The organism is Pseudomonadota bacterium, from assembly GCA_037200975.1.
Lineage (GTDB): Bacteria > Pseudomonadota > Gammaproteobacteria > Steroidobacterales > Steroidobacteraceae > CADEED01.
Map to the genome: position 1 here is coordinate 1,014,223 of JBBCGI010000001.1, position 17,591 is coordinate 1,031,813.

Annotated in this window: 15 protein-coding genes; 9 read left to right on the forward strand and 6 right to left on the reverse strand. The window is 64.8% G+C overall.

Annotation, left to right across the window (positions count from 1 at the left end):
- Positions 1-66 precede the first annotated feature (66 nt).
- Genes WDO72_04540 through WDO72_04550 form a run of 3 tightly spaced genes read right to left on the reverse strand, consistent with a single transcriptional unit; the run spans position 67 to position 4,022 of the window.
- The gene (locus WDO72_04540; protein MEJ0084922.1) at positions 67-1,983 is read right to left on the reverse strand and encodes a sulfotransferase; all 1,917 of its coding nucleotides are present in this window, start codon (positions 1,981-1,983) and stop codon (positions 67-69) included.
- Between the two features lie 18 nt (positions 1,984-2,001).
- The gene (locus tag WDO72_04545; GenBank protein MEJ0084923.1) at positions 2,002-3,447 is read right to left on the reverse strand and encodes a M20/M25/M40 family metallo-hydrolase; all 1,446 of its coding nucleotides are present in this window, start codon (positions 3,445-3,447) and stop codon (positions 2,002-2,004) included.
- A gap of 41 nt (positions 3,448-3,488) precedes the next feature.
- On the reverse strand, positions 3,489-4,022 hold the full coding sequence (locus tag WDO72_04550) for a hypothetical protein (GenBank protein MEJ0084924.1): 534 nt from the start codon (positions 4,020-4,022) through the stop codon (positions 3,489-3,491).
- A gap of 16 nt (positions 4,023-4,038) precedes the next feature.
- Between WDO72_04550 and WDO72_04555 the strand changes: the two genes are divergently transcribed.
- From WDO72_04555 to WDO72_04575, 5 genes are all read left to right on the forward strand, one after another.
- Entirely contained in the window at positions 4,039-4,791 is a 753-nt protein-coding gene (locus WDO72_04555) for a class I SAM-dependent methyltransferase (GenBank protein ID MEJ0084925.1), read from the forward strand.
- A gap of 168 nt (positions 4,792-4,959) precedes the next feature.
- Positions 4,960-5,706 carry a PspA/IM30 family protein gene (locus tag WDO72_04560; protein MEJ0084926.1) on the forward strand — a complete coding sequence of 249 codons (747 nt, stop codon included), beginning with the start codon at positions 4,960-4,962 and terminating at the stop codon, positions 5,704-5,706.
- Positions 5,707-5,751: 45 nt separating this feature from the next.
- Positions 5,752-7,404 carry an AAA family ATPase gene (locus WDO72_04565; GenBank protein ID MEJ0084927.1) on the forward strand — a complete coding sequence of 551 codons (1,653 nt, stop codon included), beginning with the start codon at positions 5,752-5,754 and terminating at the stop codon, positions 7,402-7,404.
- Complete coding sequence (locus WDO72_04570; protein MEJ0084928.1) at positions 7,404-8,261, forward strand: hypothetical protein; 858 nt, start codon at positions 7,404-7,406, stop codon at positions 8,259-8,261. Before WDO72_04565 ends, WDO72_04570 begins: the two co-directional genes overlap by 1 nt.
- Positions 8,262-8,283: 22 nt before the next feature.
- A complete protein-coding gene (locus WDO72_04575; GenBank protein ID MEJ0084929.1) occupies positions 8,284-9,996 on the forward strand; it encodes a phosphate ABC transporter substrate-binding/OmpA family protein in 1,713 nt (570 codons plus the stop codon).
- A 73-nt stretch (positions 9,997-10,069) separates the two neighbouring features.
- Here the strand turns inward: WDO72_04575 and WDO72_04580 are convergent, their stop codons facing one another.
- Together WDO72_04580 and WDO72_04585 are read right to left on the reverse strand one after the other, a co-directional pair.
- A complete protein-coding gene (locus WDO72_04580) occupies positions 10,070-10,885 on the reverse strand; it encodes a hypothetical protein (GenBank protein MEJ0084930.1) in 816 nt (271 codons plus the stop codon).
- A 403-nt stretch (positions 10,886-11,288) separates the two neighbouring features.
- Positions 11,289-12,014: a hypothetical protein gene (locus WDO72_04585; GenBank protein MEJ0084931.1), complete on the reverse strand. Its 726-nt coding sequence runs from the start codon at positions 12,012-12,014 to the stop codon at positions 11,289-11,291.
- A 344-nt stretch (positions 12,015-12,358) separates the two neighbouring features.
- Here WDO72_04585 and WDO72_04590 point away from each other — a divergent pair, with 344 nt between their 5' ends.
- From WDO72_04590 to rarD, 4 genes are all read left to right on the forward strand, one after another.
- Entirely contained in the window at positions 12,359-13,270 is a 912-nt protein-coding gene (locus WDO72_04590; GenBank protein ID MEJ0084932.1) for an S-adenosyl-l-methionine hydroxide adenosyltransferase family protein, read from the forward strand.
- A 160-nt stretch (positions 13,271-13,430) separates the two neighbouring features.
- Positions 13,431-14,261, forward strand: a complete 831-nt coding sequence (locus WDO72_04595) for an HAD family hydrolase (protein ID MEJ0084933.1) — start codon at positions 13,431-13,433, stop codon at positions 14,259-14,261.
- Positions 14,258-14,482 (forward strand): YgjV family protein, encoded by a 225-nt coding sequence (locus tag WDO72_04600; GenBank protein MEJ0084934.1) that lies wholly within the window; start codon positions 14,258-14,260, stop codon positions 14,480-14,482. Before WDO72_04595 ends, WDO72_04600 begins: the two co-directional genes overlap by 4 nt.
- A 64-nt stretch (positions 14,483-14,546) precedes the next feature.
- Positions 14,547-15,473, forward strand: coding sequence for an EamA family transporter RarD (gene rarD / locus WDO72_04605; protein MEJ0084935.1), 927 nt, complete (start codon positions 14,547-14,549; stop codon positions 15,471-15,473).
- A gap of 7 nt (positions 15,474-15,480) precedes the next feature.
- Here rarD and WDO72_04610 read toward each other — a convergent pair whose 3' ends face one another.
- Entirely contained in the window at positions 15,481-17,391 is a 1,911-nt protein-coding gene (locus WDO72_04610; GenBank protein MEJ0084936.1) for a CocE/NonD family hydrolase, read from the reverse strand.
- Positions 17,392-17,591 lie beyond the last annotated feature (200 nt).

Sequence of the window (17,591 nt, forward strand, 5' to 3'; positions counted from 1 at the left end):
TTTGTGGGCACCGGACGAGACCTCCCGGCACCATGTGGCGCCGAGTGTATGCCAGCCGCCACGGAATCAAAACTGCGGTGTTGCGGGGTACGCGGAAAGAACGGGTCCGAGGGCAGCCTTGAGGGGGTCGAGGAACGGCTCGAAGTGCCGCCATTGGTTCATTCCCTCGCGAAAGATGGGCTGCCGGACCTGCTCCGAACTCGCGGTCCGGACGGCGCGCTGATTCTCATGGAAGCGCAGCACCGATTCTTCGAACGGCAGTCCGCAGTACGCCAGGAGCCTGCGCACCTCGCCTTCGGTGTCCTCGACCATGTTTTCATAGAACACGCGATGCACGCGACCCGGCAGCACGGCGTCGAAATGCGCCATCAATTCGACGTAGTCGCGGTAGTAGCGGCCGATCTCGCCCAGGTCATAGGTGAAATTCTGGCCGCGCGCGAAGTGTTGCTTGAAACAGGAGAAGCAGCAGCCGAGCGGATGGCGGCGCGCATCGACGATCTTCGCGTTCGGCAGCAACAGGTGGATCAACCCGACGTGCGCGAAGTTGTTAGGCATCTTGTCGATGAAAAACGGCGCCGGCGTCTTGCGCTGGATACGCGTCTGTTCGAGGTACTGCGCGCCGAAAGCCGCGATTTCCTCCGCCGAGAACTTGTCCAGCGCGCGCGGGTACGCCGAAGTCTCCGCGCGCGTCGTTCGCTTGCCCACCAGGCGCGCGATCATCGTGACGTCCGGCAGCTCCTGCGTGCCTTCGACCTGCGAATGGGTGGCGAGAATCTGCTCGATCAAGGTGGATCCCGCGCGCGGCAGGCCCACGACGAAGATCGGGTCGGGCGCCGGGTCGCCCCAGCCGCTGCGCGCTGCAAAGAACTCGCGCGTGAAACGCTTGCGCGAACGTGCCACGTGCGCCGCATTCTCGTCCGCGTCGTAACGAACGAGCTTGCGCCGCAGCGCATTGCCTTTCGCGTAGTAGTCGAATGACGCGTCGTATTCGCCCGCGTCTTCGAGCGCCTTGCCGAGCGAAAACTGGAAATGAAAGCGATCGTCGTTTTTGAGATCGTCGCGCTCGAGCTGCGCCCGCATCGTCGCCACGTCGGCGGGCGTGAAGCGGAAGGTCTTGAGATTCGCGAGGCTCCACCAGACCTCGCCCAGTTGCGGCTGGATTTCCACGCAGCGCCGATAGGCGTCGATGCTCGCGGCATTCTGGCCGGCGGTCTTGAGGGCGTGCCCAAGACTCATCCAGACACGCGGCTGGGTCGGGTAGTCGACGAGCACCGCCTTGTACATCGCGATGGCACGCTCGAATTCGCCGGTGCGGCCCAGGATGGCGGCCTTGAGATTGCGCAGGCCGGGGTTGCTCGGGTCGTCCACCAGCAAGCGCTCGACTTCGGCCATCGCGGCGATCGGCTTGTTCTGCCGGTGCAGCATCATCGCGTAGTTCTGCCGCGCGGCGGTGAAGCCCGGGGCGAGCTCGACGCAGCGCGCCAGCAGGATTTCGGCGTCGTTCACGCGGCCGATGCGCGCGGCGACTTCCGCCAGCATTCGAATCGCGGCGACATCGGTGGGATGCCGTTTCAGATGTTCGCGCAGTTCGTGTTCCGCCTCGGGAATGCGGTTCTCGGCCAGCGCCAGCGCGGCGCTCATCAGCTTGGGATCGCGCGTGCTGTGGCGGATGTGCTGCGCGAAGGCGGCGTCCGCCGCTTCGGTCATCTCGAGCGCGCTGTAGTGATCGCCGAGCGCGCGCCAGGCATCCGGCAGATCCGGCTTGAGCTGCACCGCGCGGCGCAGCGCCTCGATCGCGGCATCGCCCTGGCCTAACTTCCCGAGCGCGAGACCGGACAGCGCCAGCGCGTTGGGCTGATCCGGAAACACCTTGAGGATCTCCGCGGCCTGTTCGGCGGCGGACGCCGGCTCGCGCTCGAGCAGGCGCGCGGCGTTCTGCAGCGCGAACTGCAGCGTGCCGAGCGGTTCTGCGGTGGTGTTCACGGCGCGACTCGCGGCGAACTACTTCTTGCGCTTGCCGCCCACGTCCGTGACGAGCTGGTACCAGATCTCGAGGCTGCGGTAGAAGCTGTCCACCGGGATGCGCTCGTTGAGGCCGTGCGAAAACTCCTCGCTCGGCTTTATGAAGACCGCCTCGACGCCATACGAAGGAATACCCGCGGCGCGGAACACGAGGCCGTCGCTCGCGCCCGAATCCTGGTTGGGGACGATCGGCACGCCGGGATAAACCTTGTGCACGGCGCGGGTCACCGCGTCGACGACGTCCGGACGCAACGGCGACGCGTCGCTCGACATCGGTTCCACGACGCTCTTCACTTCGACGTCCTTGCCGACGAGCTCCTGCAGCGTCTGCCGCACGTCGTCCGGCTTGACGCCCGGGAAGATGCGGCAGTTGACGTTGGCGGTCGCCGACTGCGGCAACGCATTCGGCGCGTGGCCGCCCGCGAGCTGCGTGGCGACGCAGGTCGTGCGGAGCTTGCCCACGACCGCGAAATCCGCCGAGAGCACGGCCGCGGCTGCCGCGTCGCGCGGGTTCGCCGCGAAACGCGTCATCGCCGCGCCGAGCGCGTCGTCATGGGTCTTGCCGGTGGCGCGGAAGTACGCGAGCGTGGTGTCGTTCCACATCACCGGGAAACTGTACTGACCGACCTTCAGCAGCGCGGCCGACAGGTCGTAGATCGCGTTCTGCGCGCGCGGCTGCGAGCTGTGGCCGCCGGGGTTGTGGGTAGTTAGCAAGAAGTCGGCATAGGTCTTCTCGGCGGTGCCCAGGCTGAAGGAGCTGGCCTTGCCGGTGACTTCGTCGAGTGCGCCACCGCCCGCATCGGAGTTGAGCGCGTAGTCGCCATCCACGAGCGCGCGATGATCGCGCACAGTCGCCACGGTGGTGAGCTGAGCATTTTCCTCGTCGCCGCTGAAGAAGATGATGAGATCGCGTTTGGGCTTGAAGCCTTCTTTCTTCAGGCGTAGGAAAGTCGTGGTGAGCGCGACCACGCCGTCTTTCACGTCCTTCGTGCCGCGGCCGAAGAAATAGCCGTCTTCTTCGATGAGTTTGAACGGGTCGCGCACCCAGTCCTCGCGTTTGGCCGCGACGACGTCCATGTGCGAGAGCAGCAGGACCGGCTTGCCGCCGCTGCCGTCGCCCCGGTAGCGCACCACGAGCGCGGCGGTCTTGTCGCCGGGGTTGTCGAATTGGAGGACCGTGACGTCTTTCTCCGGAAATCCGGCGGCGCGGAATTCGTTTGCGAGGTATTCGGCCATCTCCGGCACCTTGTCGTTGCCGCGCCAGGTGGGAATCGCGATCACGTGCTCGAGCAGTTCGCGCGCCTTGGCGTCGAAGGGGCCGCGCGAGGGCTGGTCCGCCGCGGATGCGGGTGCCGGCAGTGCCGCTGCGAGGGCGAGAGTGATGCAGGCCGCGGCGAGCGCGCTCGAGGCGTTGTTCTTGTTCATCGAAATTCCTCAATACCGGCCGGGAAGGGATGGCCGCAAGCTTAACCCCTGGCCGCCGCGCGATGCAGGTGCGCCTTCATGAGGCCGAGCGCGGTGAACACGGCGATGAAGGGTAGAAATGAGGAAAACAGCCGGTTGCCGATGAAGTAAATCGACGCCGCGGTCGCGATGGCGGTGACGGCCAGCAGCACCCATGAATACGCGCGCACCAGGCGCGGCGCGGCATCGACACCGATGTAGCCGCGTGCATCGAACAAGGTGGCGGCCAGCCCGGTGGCGAGCACCCAGTACAGCATCGCGGTGCCTTCGAGCCGGCCGTATTCGTCGTTGAGCCAGGGCCAGCGCGTGATGAGCGCAATGGTGCCGCTCACGAAATACATGGCGATGCCGAGATAGATGCGGTTGAAGACCGCGCCGGCGCGCCACAGCAGCACCGCGCCGGCCACCGCGAGCGCCGTCGCGGCGTAATACGGCAGTCGCCACTCCATCTGCGCGCGCGGATCGGCCACCGCCATATAGATGAGGAACACGGCGAGCGGCAGCGCCTCGATGACGCGTAGTGCGAAGGCCTTCATGGAATATGATTGTGCAATGGAATCGACGGCGTCCGACTGGGTTTCTGAAACCCGTTTCGGCAAATGGTTTCTGAGTACGGAAACCTGGTTTCGCGAAGTGCTCTCCAAGGCGGTGGCCGATCTGCGCGATCTCGCGGGTACGGACGCGCCTGCGTCATTCGACCGGATGATGGATGTCGGCTGCGGGCAAGGTCTCGCCTTCGCGCTGCTGCAGAAACATTTCGCGGCGCGGGAAATCATCGGTGTCGATATCGATCCGCGCATGCTCGCGCTGGCGCGCGTGGAAGCGCGGCACGCCGGCGTGCCGGTGGACGTGCGCGCCTGTTCGGTGACGAAGCTCGATCTGCCGGATGCTTCCGTGGACGGCGTGTTGTGCCATCAGCTCATCCATCACGTGGCGAACCAGCAAGGCGCGCTGCGCGAGCTGCATCGCGTGCTGAAACCCGGCGGCTACCTGTTCCTGAGCGAATCCTGCGAGGCGTTCATCCGGACCTGGACGGTGCGCTGGTTTTTCCGCCATCCCGAAGGCGTGCAGCGTCCGGCCGAGGGCTACCTGAAGTTAGTCCGCGAGGCGGGCTTCGTGTTCGACGAGGCACGCGACGTGCGCACCTCGACGCCCTGGTGGTCGCTGTGGGATTTCGGATTCACACGGAAGATCGGCCTGGTGCGCTCGCCTCCGGTGGCGACGGAACTGCTGCTGGTGGCCCGAAGAAGTGGTGCCGGAAGAAGTGGTGCCGGAAGAAGTGGTGCCGGGGTGCAATTCTCGTAATTGAGTCGACGGTCGCGCTTGGTTGGGGATGCGCACAATTACGAGAATTGCACCCCGGCACCACTTCTTCCGGCACCACTTCTTCAGGCGCCACTTGCATTGCAGCCCCCTACCTTTATTCTCCGTTCCTGCCGCGCCTGAGCGCGGCGTTTTCGCCGGAGGGCACACATGTTCGGCCGCATCGCCAACCTCTTCAAAGGGTTTCTGTCGCTGTTCGTTTCCGGCGTCGAACGCCGCAACCCCGAGGCGTTGCTCGAGCTCGAGCAGGAAAACCTGCGCAAGCAGATCGGCAACTTCAACCAGGGCCTGGCCTCCCACGCCGGTCTCGCCGAACGCCTCATGAGCCAGGTGCGCAAACTCGAGGCCGAGCAGAAAGACCTGCGCGCCAAGACCACCGCACACGTACGTGCCGGCAACAACACCGCCGCGGGCCAGTATGCGTTGCGCCTGCAGGCCGTCGAAGCGCAGCTCACGGAAAACCGCGTGCAGCTCGAACAGGCCGAGACCACCTACAAGAACCTGGTGAAAGCCCGTGATGTCGCCATGCAGACCGCGCGCGCCAAGATCGAAAGCCTCAAGGGCGCGATCAATGACATGCGCATGAATCAGGCCATGGCCGAAATCCACGAGATGAGCGCCGGCATGATCACCAACATCGGCGGCGCCGGGGACACGCTGAACCGTCTCGAAGGCATGGTCACGGAAGAACGCGACAAGGCGGCGGGCCGCGCGCGCGTTGCGCGCGATGCGGTCGACATGTCCCAGGTCGTGGTCAAGGAAGCCGAGATGACCGCGCTCGCCGACCAGGCGCTGGCGGACTTCGCCGCGCGCGAAGGCATTTCCCTCAAGGGCGCCGCGGCACCCGCGCCCGCCGAGCGCTCGATGGGCGAGGCCGAAAAGCCCTCAGGTCAATGAACAAGGGTCAATAGTTAGCTGAACGCCATACAAGGAGAGCCGGGCGTGCCCGCTCCTTCCGCAACGCCCGTCTGGGCCGACGAACTCGCACTCGCTTACAAGAGCGGCGCGTCCGGCCAGTTCATCCTGTTCGGCAACGTCCACGATCGCCTCGCCATCGGCGGCCAGCTCGTGAACCTCACGGACTGGCTCGAGGGCACACTGCTCAAAAGCTTCGACGTCGTGCTGGACTACGACATGGGCACGGGATTGCGCATCGAGCGCGGCGGCGAAATCGTCAACAAGTGGCAGGGCGCGCAGTTGCAACAGCAGATGCGCCAGCCCCTGCAGGCCGTGCAGTGGATAGACCGCTATCTGCGCTATCTAGGCAATCTGCGCACGCTCGGCAACGACACGAAGACACCCAATGTCGCCGTGATCATCCGCGGCGTCGACCAGATCGTGCCGGCCGACGGCGACGGCTTCGAACATGGCAGCACCGCGAGCCTGCTGCGCGGGTGGTCGTGCGAGTCGCCTTTCACCAGCCTGCCGCTCGTGAGCCTGCTCATCGCCGACAACCTCAACGACGTCGAGCCGATGATCGCGAACTCCCCGACCGCGACGCGCACCCGCGTGCCGCTGGCCGATGCCGCCGAGCTCGAACGCGCGCTCGACATCCTGCGCGCGCAGTCGCCCAAGGCCTTCGCCGCCGACGCCAACCTCGCGCAGATCGCCGCGGCACTTGCCGGCGTCACCGTGGCAAGCCTCGGCAGCCTCGTGAAGCGGCGCCACTTCGAAACCAAACCGCTGGGCGAAGCCGACCTCGCGAAGCTCAAGAAAGAACTGGTCGAGCGCGATTCCGCGGGCCTGGTGGAATTCATCGAGCCCAAACGCACGCTCGAGGACTACCACGGCCAGGAAGCGTTGAAGACCTGGCTGCGCCAGGACATCGCACTATGGCGCGCCGGCGACCTGAAAGCGCTGCCGATGGGCTATCTACTGTGCGGCCCGGTCGGCACCGGCAAGACCTTCCTGGTCGAGTGCCTCGCCGGTGAAGCCGGCGTGCCCGTGGTCAAGCTCAAGAATTTCCGCGACCGCTGGGTGGGTTCGAGCGAGGGCAACCTCGAAAAGATCTTCCGCCTGATCCGCGCGCTCGGCCGCTGCATGGTGTTCATCGACGAAGCCGACCAGACCCTCGGCAAGCGCGATTCGGGCAGCGGCGACAGCGGTCTTTCGGGCCGCATCTATTCGATGATCGCGCAGGAGATGTCGGACAGCGGCAACCGCGGCCGCGTGTTGTGGTTGCTCGCCTCCTCGCGTCCCGACCTCATCGAGGTCGACCTCAAGCGCCCCGGCCGCGTCGACGTGAAAGTGCCGCTGCTGCCGACCAGCACTGCCGCCGAGAGCGCCCAATTGATAGCCCTGCTCGCCAAACGGTACGGCCTCGAACTCAAGCCCGACGAACTCGCCAAGCTCCAACCGAAGATGCCCACCTTGTTGACGCCCGGTGCCGCCGAAGCGCTGGTGGTCAAGGCGTACCGCCACTCGCGCACGCAGAACGTCGCGGGCTGCGCCGCGCTCGAGGCGAGCCTGGTGGGTTATCAGAACCCCGTGCCCGCCGACGTGCTCGAATTCCAGATGCGCATCGCGATCCGCGAAGCGACCGATCTCAACTTCGTGCCGCCCGCATTTCGCGCGCTGGCGTCGCAGCCCACGTAATGGCCCTCAAGGAAAAACCCTCCTACCTCGCGGCCGCATTCAATGCGCGGCCTTTCGGCATGCCGATTCCGCCGAACTGGTTCGGCATCGCCGCGTTCGGATTCCTGGGCGGATTCATCAATCCCGGCCTGTGGTTGATCGGCCTCGGCCTCGAAGGGATCTATCTCTGGTCGCTGTCGCGCAACGAGCGTTTCCGGAAGACGGTCGACGCTATCGCGGGTGTGAGCGACAGCTCCACCCGCTACGAAGACCTGCTGGCCCACCTCGACTCCCCCGCGCAGTCGCGCCAGTACGAGATCGAGCAGGAAGCCGCCGAGATCGTCGCGCTGCTGCAGCGCAGCCAGACACACGGCTCGCAGATCGGCGACGTGCGCCAGATGGCGTGGCTGCATCTCAAACTACTCGCCGCGCGCGCGTCGCTGTCGGAAGTGATCGAAGTCGCCGATCGCGAGCACAAGGCGCTCGACCTGCAGGAGAAACGCTGCCGCGAACGGCTGGCGGCGCCGGACACCGACGACGAACTGCGCCGCAGCCTCGAACAGCAGATCGAAGTCATCGTTTCCCGCCGCGCCGCGCACACGCAGGCCGAAAAGCGCCAGGAGCTGGTGGACGCGGAACTCGGCCGTCTGCGCCAGCAGGTGTCGCTGGTGCGCGAACAGGTACTGCTCGCCACCGACGAAAACAGCATGGCGCAATCGCTCGACGCGGTGTCGGCCTCGCTGAACGAGGCCAATCGCTGGCTCAAGGATCAACGCGAGCTGTTCGCGGGCATCGACAATTTCACGGACGAGCCGCCGCCGGCGGATCTATTGGCTTCGAAACGCGGCGTCAAACGCGCGTCGAAGGTTTCCGAGTGAGTGTTCTCTAAGGAGTGGGACCATGGTTTTACGTCGTTCACGCGGCTCCGCCGCCGGCAACATCATCACGATCCTGCTGCTGCTCGGCATCGTCGCGCTCGGCGCCTGGCTGTGGCTGGGCAAGAAGCCTGACGCGCCGGCAAGCGGCAGCGCAAACACTGCCGCGAACGGCAGCGCGCCAACGGCGAAATCCGACACCGGCATCGCGAAGCCCGACGGCGACGTGCCCACGCCGATCGAACCCGTCACCGGCACACCCACGCTCGAAGCCGCGAACACCTTCGTGCCGAAGGACAACATCCTGCGCATCGACATCAGCGAATACGCCGGTTACGGCGGCCTGATCGTCGCGAACGGCGGGCTGGAACCGAACGCGGATTCGTTCTTCGCCAAGGAATACGGCTTCAAGGTCGCCATCTCGATGAGCGAGGACGAGACCTGGTCGCCGCTCAACAACGGCCGGCTCGCGGCCACGGCCACCACCACCGACGCGCTGGCCGTGCTCGGCCGCCAGTTCGACGCCGTGGTGCCCGTGCAGATCGGCTACTCGCGCGGCGCCGACATGGTCGTCGTCGACAAGGGCATCGCGTCGATCAACCACCTCGCGGGCAAGACACTCGCGGCCTCGCAGTTCAATGAGAGCGAGTTCTTCATCCGTTATCTCGCGCAGGAAGCTGGCGTGCCGGTGACCGTGCTGCGCGACCTGGATTCGAAGCCGGCCGCCGGTTCGCTGGGCCTCGTGTTCTATGAAGACGCCTTCACCGCCTGCGACGCCTATCAACATGAGCTCGCGAGCGGCAGCGGCCGGCTCAACGGCTGCGTCGGCTGGACTCCGAAGACGGATGAAGTGATCGAAGCCTCGAACGGCGCCGCCAAGGCGCTGGTGTCGAACCGCAACTTGTTGGTGGTCGCCGATATTCTCGCCGTCAACAAGGGCTTCGCAAAGGCACACCCCGAGATGGTGAAGGGCCTCGTGCACGGCATTCTCGAAGGCAACCGCCGCCTGCGCGACAACCAGGCGGAGAACATCGCCGTGGTCGCGAAGGCCTTCAAGTGGAGCGAGGCCGACGCGCGCGACGAGCTGGCGCACGTGCATCTGTCCAATCTACCGGAGAACCGCGCGTTCTTCGCCGGCACGATCGACTCCGCCGGATCGTTCGGCGGCATCTTTCAATCCTCGGTGCTCGCCTACGGCAGCGTGATCAGGAACCCGACCGATCCGGCGCGTTTCATGGACACGAGTTTCCTCGACGGCCTGGCGAAGCGCAGCCCGTTCTCCGAACAGAAAATCGCCATCGCGCCGATCCGCACGGCTTCGCAGTCGGCGCTCGAGGGCGATCCGCTGCTCAGCAAGGACATCCGCTTCTTCTTCGAGCCCAATTCGTCGAACCTCGACCGCAATGCCGCGCAGAACCAGGAGTATCTGCAGACGATCAAGCGGTTTCTGCAGGTGTCGCCCGGCTCGACCGTGCTGCTGCGCGGCCACGTCGACAACGCGCGCGTGAACGAATTCCGCCAGTCGGGTGGCGAGCAGCTCGTGCAGAGCATGGCGCTCAAGGCGATGGAACTGTCGCGGCAACGCGCACTGGCGGTCCATGACGCCCTGCTCGCGAAATTCCCCGAGATCGACAAGTCGCGGGTCGAAGCGGTCGGCCGGGGCTGGGAAGAACCGAGCGGCGCGACGGACAATGCGCTGAACCGCCGCGTCGAAGTGCAGTGGTTCACGATCGAGTGATCTGAACGAGCAACAAGGCGGGCGGAGACATCCTTGCCTCCGCCCGCCGTTGCTTCTCAACTCACCACAAAACTCAACCGGTCGCGCAGCGCGCCACGAGATTCGTCGAACGCGGCGTGGTCGTGATCCTCACATCCGATCTCGTCACCCGGTAGTGGCTGCTGTAGACCTTGTAGCTAGCCTGGCAGGGTTTGCCGAGCGCGATCGTGCCGACCTTGCGGCCGAGGCTGCGCGAACCGCTGCTGCTGGTGACCACTTCGTACACGTCGCGATTCACGGTCTTCAATGAAGGTGTGGTCGGCGGCGGCGGCGTTGTTCCCCCGCTGATCGTGATGTTCACGGTCTTGGCGGCGGTGGCGCTCGTGATGGTCTTGCTGACCACCGCGCTGTTGTCGGACTCCACGCCAGTGGAATTCACGGCCCGCACGGCAAAGTACCAGGTGCCCGCGCCGAGCGCGGCGATCGTCGTGCCGGTGGCGTTCGCGTCGTTGACCGCCTTGCTCTGGTTGAGCGCGCTCGCGCTGTTGCCGAACACCACCTTGAAGCCGGCGAGATTGGTCAAGGTGCTGTTGTCGGTGTTCTTGGTCGGCTTGGTCCAGCTCACCGTCGAAGAACCACTGCCCCAGCTGCAGGTCAGCGTGTAGGCCTTGCTGCTCGTGATGGTGGCGAGCGTCTCGCTGCCCGACGCGAACTTGGTGCCGCTCCACGCGCCGCTCGCCGTGCAGCCCGATGCCACCGGCGACGTCGACCACGTGAGTACCGGCGCGAAACTGCCGGTCGAGGAGGTCTTGTTCGCCGTGAAAGTGATGGTGCCGGCGGTCTGTGCCTGCGCGAGCGCAGCTAACAACAACATCGGCAGCGTCAGCAACGCGTATTTGAACTTGTGCATGTATTGAACCAACTCGTTGAGGCCAAAGCGGAAGGCTTCTGGCGAGGTGGCAAGTGTTGAGACACACCAGTGGTTGGAGGGCGCGGATCGTCAGAACTGCGCCACCGGTGGACTGTCGCCAAACGAAGAAAAATAAGCGGCTGCCGTCACCGGGAAATCACTTGCGTGTAGTCCGCTAGGGGACCGCCGCAGCAACAGCTGTGTTTTGAAAAATCTACGCGAGATTTGGCGCGCCACGCAGCGTTGCGCGCACCGCGCCCGGCGGCGCCGGGCAAGCAAGGGAAAAAATGCGCGGGCGGACCCTGTAGCCGCGTGGCGACGTAAGAGGGCTATCGGCTGCGCGACGAAGACGAAAGGAGTGATCGCGCCCGGAGCGTTGCGCTCTCTCCGGGCGCGATCACCGTCAGTTGGCGCTCCACGTGAAGTTCGGAATCTCCGTGATCGCCGTACCGATCTGGATCGTCACTTCGCGATGCGACTTCAACTCGATGTTGTGCCAGTCGCCAGTCTCCTTCGTCACGACACCGGCGTCGGTGACGTACACGACGATGGGCATGCCGGTGATCCCGGCGATGTTCGCCGTCTCGAGCGGCTGGCCCCAGATGGAGAACAGCTGGCCCAGCGTGAACAGCGCGGGCGCCGGCGCTTCGACGTGGATTTTTCCGGACCGATCGTGGGTGTGGATGTTGTAGTAGCAGTGTGCCGTGGCGCTGGTCTCGACGATGCCGATTTCGCCCGGTACCGCGAGCGCCTCGCCGTTCAGGAAAATCGAGACGTGTGTGTGCACATGATAGGTCTCGTCCATCGTCGGCTCGCAGTTCAGGCCCGCGACGGCCTGGCCCTGCCCGCCATCGCCGCTGTTGCCGTCTTCCCAATGCGCCGCGCCGACGGTGTGGTTGTCATTGAGATTGATCGCGGTGGCGGACTGCGGCGGCAAGGCCGGCGGATCGGAGGGTTGCGGCGGCGGCGGCCCGGGAACCGCCGGAGGCGGTTCGGGAGAAGCCGGCGGCGGTGGGCTGTCCGATGAGCCGCCGCCGCAACCCGCGAGCGTCACGCCTAACAAGGAGACGACGCAGGCGAGCCGCGCGTATTCGAACGACCGGGTATTCGGTTTGCAGATTCTGCTCATCGGAACTTACCTGATGGAGTGGTTGTGACCTGGTAACAACTGCAAGAGCCAAGCCAGCAGGCGTCCCGGTACGGCCGACGGCGCGTCCGGGCGCCTAGTTAGGCTGTTGCCGCGCCGCGATGTCGCATCTTCGAGACGAAGGGCGCGCCACTTCCCGGCAAACGCGGAAAACTTTTTCCCGACCCCCGGCGCGAGTTACAACCCGGCGACAACCGATTTTCCCGGCCGACAGGTACGTCAGCCGTTGCGTACAGCAACCGGAGCCGTCCGCCGGCCCTTCTGGTGTGTTGCACGGACATTTGTTATGAAGTCCACGAGGGGTCGCAGAAACCACCGGGAGTCTCATGAATCCGTTTCGACCCGTTTTCATCGCCATCGCCGGCTGGGCGGTGTCGCTTTCAGCCGCCCCGGCGGCGCAACAGGCGGCGAACGCGCCCGCGCCAGTTATCGTGTTCATGACGGATTTCGGCACGCTCGATGACGCGGTCGCGATCTGCAAGGGCGTGATGCTGGGCCTCGCGCCCGCCGCGCGCATCGTCGATCTCACCCACCAGGTGCGGCCGTATTCGATCGCGGACGGCGCGCGTTTTCTCGCGCGCACCTCGCTCTACTATCCCGCGAACACCATCTTCGTCGGCGTCGTCGACCCGGGCGTCGGCACCCAGCGCCGTACCATCATCGCGAAAACAAAACGCGGTCAATATTTCGTCGTGCCGGACAATGGCTTGCTCACTCCCATCGAGGATCGGGACGGCATCGAGGCCGCGCGCGAAATCACCAACGCGGCGTGGATGTTGCCCGGGCCGCACTCGGCGACATTTCACGGCCGCGATGTCTTCTCGCCGGTGGCCGGACACCTCGCGCGGGGCGATGACTGGACGAAGGTCGGCCCGGTGCTGGCGAAGCTCACGCGACTTTCAATTGCGGCGCCGGTCCTGGATGACCGGGGAATCACCGGCCACGTCATCGGCCTCGACGGGCCGTACGGCAATCTGATCACGGACATCAAGCCGGAGAAGCTGCGCGAGCTCGGGTATGCCACTGGCGACACGGTGAAGATCGAGGTTTCCGGCCAGCAATTCTTGCTGCCGTTCGTCACCACCTTCGGCGACGTGCCCGAAGGGAAGCCGTTGCTGTACATCGATTCGAGCGGCTTGGTGAGCGTGGCCATCAACATGGGCAATTTCGCGCAGGCGCACGAAATCACGCCACCTGCGGAATTCTCGATCGCGAGGCGCGCGCAAAGTTCGCAGTGAGCCGCCGGCTGCCTCATGCCTCACTTCTTTTCATGCGTACTGCCGATTTTCTCAGGGTCGAGCGTGACCCTTTTCACTAGTTTGTCGGGCGGGGTCTGCTAGTGTCGGCCGCATAAAGAATGTTGGCGACGGAGACGAGGGCAGCAGCGGAGAAATTTCAGTGAAGACCAAACAGCCCAGGCATTTCATGCTGGCGTCGGATTTCGACCAGACATTGAGCCACAACGATTCCGGTTTCGTGTTGAGTGAGCTGTTAGGAGTCCCGGACTTCGAACAAAAGGTCGAAGGCCTCGCACGCAGCCATCTGGTCCAGCAGGGCGGCGAACTCGCCTATCTGATCCGGCACGATCCGGCCTTTCGCGGAGTCCGCCGCGAACATCTCATCGAAGCGGGCCGCCGAGTGCGGCTCAAGGGCGCGCTGCCGGCCTTCGTCGATTTCCTCGCACGCGGCGTCGATGGCCACCAGTTCTCTTTCTACGTGGTTTCGGCCGCACCTCGCGAAGTGGTGGTGTCCGCGCTCGCCGGCATCGTGCCGCCGGCCAACATCTTTGGCACCGAACTAGATTTCGATCCGCAGTCCGGCGAAGTTCGTGCGATCACGAGCGTGCGGGCCGGCTACGGCAAGGTCGCGGTCATCGATGAACTCGGGCAACGCCTCGGCATCACTTCCGATCGCGTCATCTACGTCGGCGATGGCAGCTCGGACATCCACGTGATGCTGCACGTGAACAACGGCGACGGGTTCACGATCGCGGTCTCGGAGAATCGGCAGCTGGCGCGCATCGCCAGAAGCACGGTCCTCAGCGACAGCGCGAGCAGCGTGCTGGTGCCGGTGCTCGATCAGGTGCTGGGATTACGCGCTTCGGAGATTCGCACCTTGCTCGAAGCGGAAGGCCTGGTGCTCGACGAATGGGAGAAAGCGCGCACCGACCGCGTGCTGATTCGCGAGTCGTTCATCGGCACCGTCGGCTCCATGCCGGTGATGGCATGAACGACGCGCTCGGCTGGGTGGCGACGGCGATGTTCGTCTCGTCGTACTTTTTCAGGAAGCCCGCGTTGCTGCGCATTGCGCAGATGTCCGGCGCAACCCTGTGGATCGTCTACGGCGTGATGATCGGCGCGATGCCCGTGATCGTGGCCAATGGGCTGGTGTTCGCGGCGGCGTCCTGGACGATGTTGCGTGCCAGACAGGAGCCGCTCGCAGCCACCTAGCCTGGCCGAAGCTCCCTCTTCCGGTAGGCGCAATTCCAGCCGGGCGCCGGCACAATGCGCCATCATGGCGATCGCCTCGACAACACCCACCCGCTCGACCGGAACGACTGCCGGAAACGGCCTCACGGCCGCGATCGCCGCGTTCGTCATCTGGGGATTCTTTCCCATCTACCTGCTGGGCCTCACGAGCGTGTCGGCCATGCAGATCACCGCGCATCGCATCGCCTGGTCCTGCGTTTTCGTACTCGCGTGGCTCGTGGCCACGGGAGAGATGCCGAAATTGCGCGCAGCGATGACGCGCCCGGGCGTCCTGATCCGCCTCGCGGCCAGCGCGTTCTTCATCGCCGCCAACTGGCTCGCTTTCGCCTGGGCGGTGAACCACGACCGCGTGCTCGACGTAAGCCTCGGGTACTACATCGGCCCGTTGCTCAACGTGCTGCTCGGCATCGTCGTGTTGTCGGAACGGCTGGATAGAACTCAGTGGACGGCTGTGGGGTTCGCCACCGCGGGAGTTCTGTATCTTTCCATCATCGCCGGCCACGCGCCGTGGGTGGCGCTCACGGTCGCGATCTCCTTTTCGCTGTACGGCTTGATCCGCAAGACAGTGAGCATCGACGCGTTGCCCGGGCTCGCGGTCGAAACCGTGCTGCTCATGCCGTTCGCCGCCGGATACCTGATCTGGTGCGAGGCGCAGGGAACGGGAGTCCTCGGGCATTCGAACCCCAGCATCACCGTCCTGCTGTTGCTGAGCGGAGTCATCACGTCGGTGCCACTGTTCCTGTTTGCGTACGGCGCGCGGCGGATTCCGTTCTCCACGATGGGCGTGATCCAGTTCATCGGCCCGAGCCTGCAGTTCGTCTGCGGCCTGCTGGTTTTCCGGGAACCGTTCGGCTCTGCGCGTGCGTTCGGTTTCATCCTGATCTGGATTGCGTTGCTGATCTACGCCGTGCATGGATTGCGCAGGGCGGCGGCGCCACCGCAGCCCGCGTAGAGCAGGATCAGGGCACCACGGGCAGGATCACTGCGCTCGCCGTGGCGCCGCCGTGCCAGATGCTCTGCGTCGCTTTCCGGTAGTCGGCGGGTTTGGCGAACATGATGTTTTCGACGTAGGTCTGCGGATTGCGGTCGTAGAGCGGGAACAGCGTCGACTGGACCTGCACCATGATCCGGTGGCCCGGCAGGAACACATGGTTCACGTCGGGCAATGTCCAACGATAAGTCTCTACCTTGCCGGGCTTGAGCGCCGACGGCTTCGCGAAGCTCTGCAAATAACGGCCGCGGAAAATCTCGATGCCGATCGGCAGCTCGTAACCCGCCATACCTGGCTTGCCACCCTGCGAAGCGCCTTCCGGCACGTCGTTCGGATAGACGTCGATCAGCTTCACGACCCAGTCGCTGTCGCTGCCCGTGGTCGACGCAAACAGCTCGACCTGCGGCGCGCCCATGATGTGAACCGGCTTCTCGAGCGGCGTGCTGCGGAAAGAGGCGACGTCCGGCCGTTCGGACACGAAGCGCTGGTCCTTCACCAGCCATGGCTTCCATTGCGCCGCGTCGCCCATGTTGATCGGCCGCGGCAGGAACGGCACCGGCTTCGCGGGGTCGCTGACATACTCTTCACGGCCGGCGGCTTTCGGCCGCTCGAAGCTTGCGGCGCCGTTCGCCGACAGGTAGATAGGCCGCGCGGTACCCATGGGCCAGCGCGGCGAGGTCTGCCACTTGTTGATGCCGGTCGCATACGTCAGCACCGGCGGCGTCTTCGGATCCGGCCCGCCTTTCAGCCAGTGATCGAAGAACGGCTTCACGTATTCCACGCGCCACTCGCGCGCCGTGTCGCCGGTGAAAATCAGGTCGCCGAGATCGTAGCCATAATGATTGGCGCCCGAGTGCCGCCACGGCCCGATGACCAGCGAGACCATGTCGTTGTTCTTGTCCTTGGGTTCCATGGCGCGATAAACCGCGGGCGCGCCGTAACTGTCTTCCTGGTCCCATTGGCCCACCTCGAGCATCGTCGGCACCTTGAGAGGCTGCGCAGCGAGCCACTTGTCCACCGCCTGCAGCGACCAGAACTCGGTGTACGCGGGGTTCTCGAGAAACTTGCGGACGCCCGGGTAGTGAGTGATGCCCAGCATCGCCGCGAAATCCGCCATGGAGCCGGCTTCGAGGTAGCGCGTGTAATCGTCGCCCGCGCCGAGCGCAAAGTCGCCGCCGCCCTGCGCCTTGTTGGTCCCCTGCCCGACCGCGAAATCCAGCGAGCTCACGCGGAAGGCACCGTTGTGAAACCAGTCATCCCCCATCCAGCCGTCGACCATCGGGCTCTGCGGCACCGCGGCCTTGAGCGCCGGATGCGGATTGATCTCCGCCATCAGCGTCGTGAAGCCTAGATAGGACGAGCCGATGACCCCGACGTTGCCATTCGACTCGGGTGTGTTCTTCACCAGCCAGTCGATGGTGTCGTAGGCATCGGTCGATTCGTCGATGCCGGTGTCGTTGAGTGGTCCGGCCAATGGGCGGTTCAGCACATACGCGCCTTCGGAACGATGCAGTCCGCGAATGTCCTGGTAGACGCGGATATAGCCGTCTTCCACGAATTCGGCGTCCATGATCTCGACGATGTCGACCAGCCGCTGACTCGCGACGCGATGTACCGAGTGGTAGGCATCGTACGGAGTGCGCGACAGCAGGATGGGCCCGTTGCTCGTGCCCTTCTTCATCACGACCGTGGTGTAGAGCTTGGTGCCATCACGCATCGGCACCATCGCGTCGCGGCGGATGAAGTCCGCCGAGGCCAGCGTCGACTCATATTTATCGACGACGTCCGGCGTCATCGGGGTGACGCGCGAAGGAACTTCCGCAACAGCGCCGGTGGCGACGAGCAGGAATGTGAATGAAAGCAGGAGAGGATGTTTCATGGCGTTAGCCTATGAGGCTCAACCACGACCCGCAAGACGACCCGCCGAACGCGCGTGATGCAGGCTGTCGGCGGGAGCACCGACCCGGCGTAATCGTTCACCGGGAGCCATTGAACGAAAAGGAGCGGGAATACCCGAACGAATTCAACGAATCGCGCAGCGGAGCGTTTTTCATTCAGGCTTGGTTAACAGACCACGGT

Excerpts from the sequence above, each read along its gene's own strand:
- WDO72_04545 (MEJ0084923.1), bottom strand. The coding sequence starts at position 3,447 with ATGAACAAGAACAACGCCTCGAGCGCGCTCGCCGCGGCCTGCATCACT.
- WDO72_04550 (MEJ0084924.1), bottom strand. The coding sequence starts at position 4,022 with ATGAAGGCCTTCGCACTACGCGTCATCGAGGCGCTGCCGCTCGCCGTG.
- WDO72_04590 (MEJ0084932.1), top strand. The coding sequence starts at position 12,359 with ATGAATCCGTTTCGACCCGTTTTCATCGCCATCGCCGGCTGGGCGGTG.
- WDO72_04555 (MEJ0084925.1), top strand. The coding sequence starts at position 4,039 with ATGGAATCGACGGCGTCCGACTGGGTTTCTGAAACCCGTTTCGGCAAA.
- WDO72_04600 (MEJ0084934.1), top strand. The coding sequence starts at position 14,258 with ATGAACGACGCGCTCGGCTGGGTGGCGACGGCGATGTTCGTCTCGTCG.
- rarD (MEJ0084935.1), top strand. The coding sequence starts at position 14,547 with ATGGCGATCGCCTCGACAACACCCACCCGCTCGACCGGAACGACTGCC.
- WDO72_04610 (MEJ0084936.1), bottom strand. The coding sequence starts at position 17,391 with ATGAAACATCCTCTCCTGCTTTCATTCACATTCCTGCTCGTCGCCACC.
- WDO72_04575 (MEJ0084929.1), top strand. The coding sequence starts at position 8,284 with ATGGTTTTACGTCGTTCACGCGGCTCCGCCGCCGGCAACATCATCACG.
- WDO72_04585 (MEJ0084931.1), bottom strand. The coding sequence starts at position 12,014 with ATGAGCAGAATCTGCAAACCGAATACCCGGTCGTTCGAATACGCGCGG.
- WDO72_04560 (MEJ0084926.1), top strand. The coding sequence starts at position 4,960 with ATGTTCGGCCGCATCGCCAACCTCTTCAAAGGGTTTCTGTCGCTGTTC.
- WDO72_04580 (MEJ0084930.1), bottom strand. The coding sequence starts at position 10,885 with ATGCACAAGTTCAAATACGCGTTGCTGACGCTGCCGATGTTGTTGTTA.
- WDO72_04570 (MEJ0084928.1), top strand. The coding sequence starts at position 7,404 with ATGGCCCTCAAGGAAAAACCCTCCTACCTCGCGGCCGCATTCAATGCG.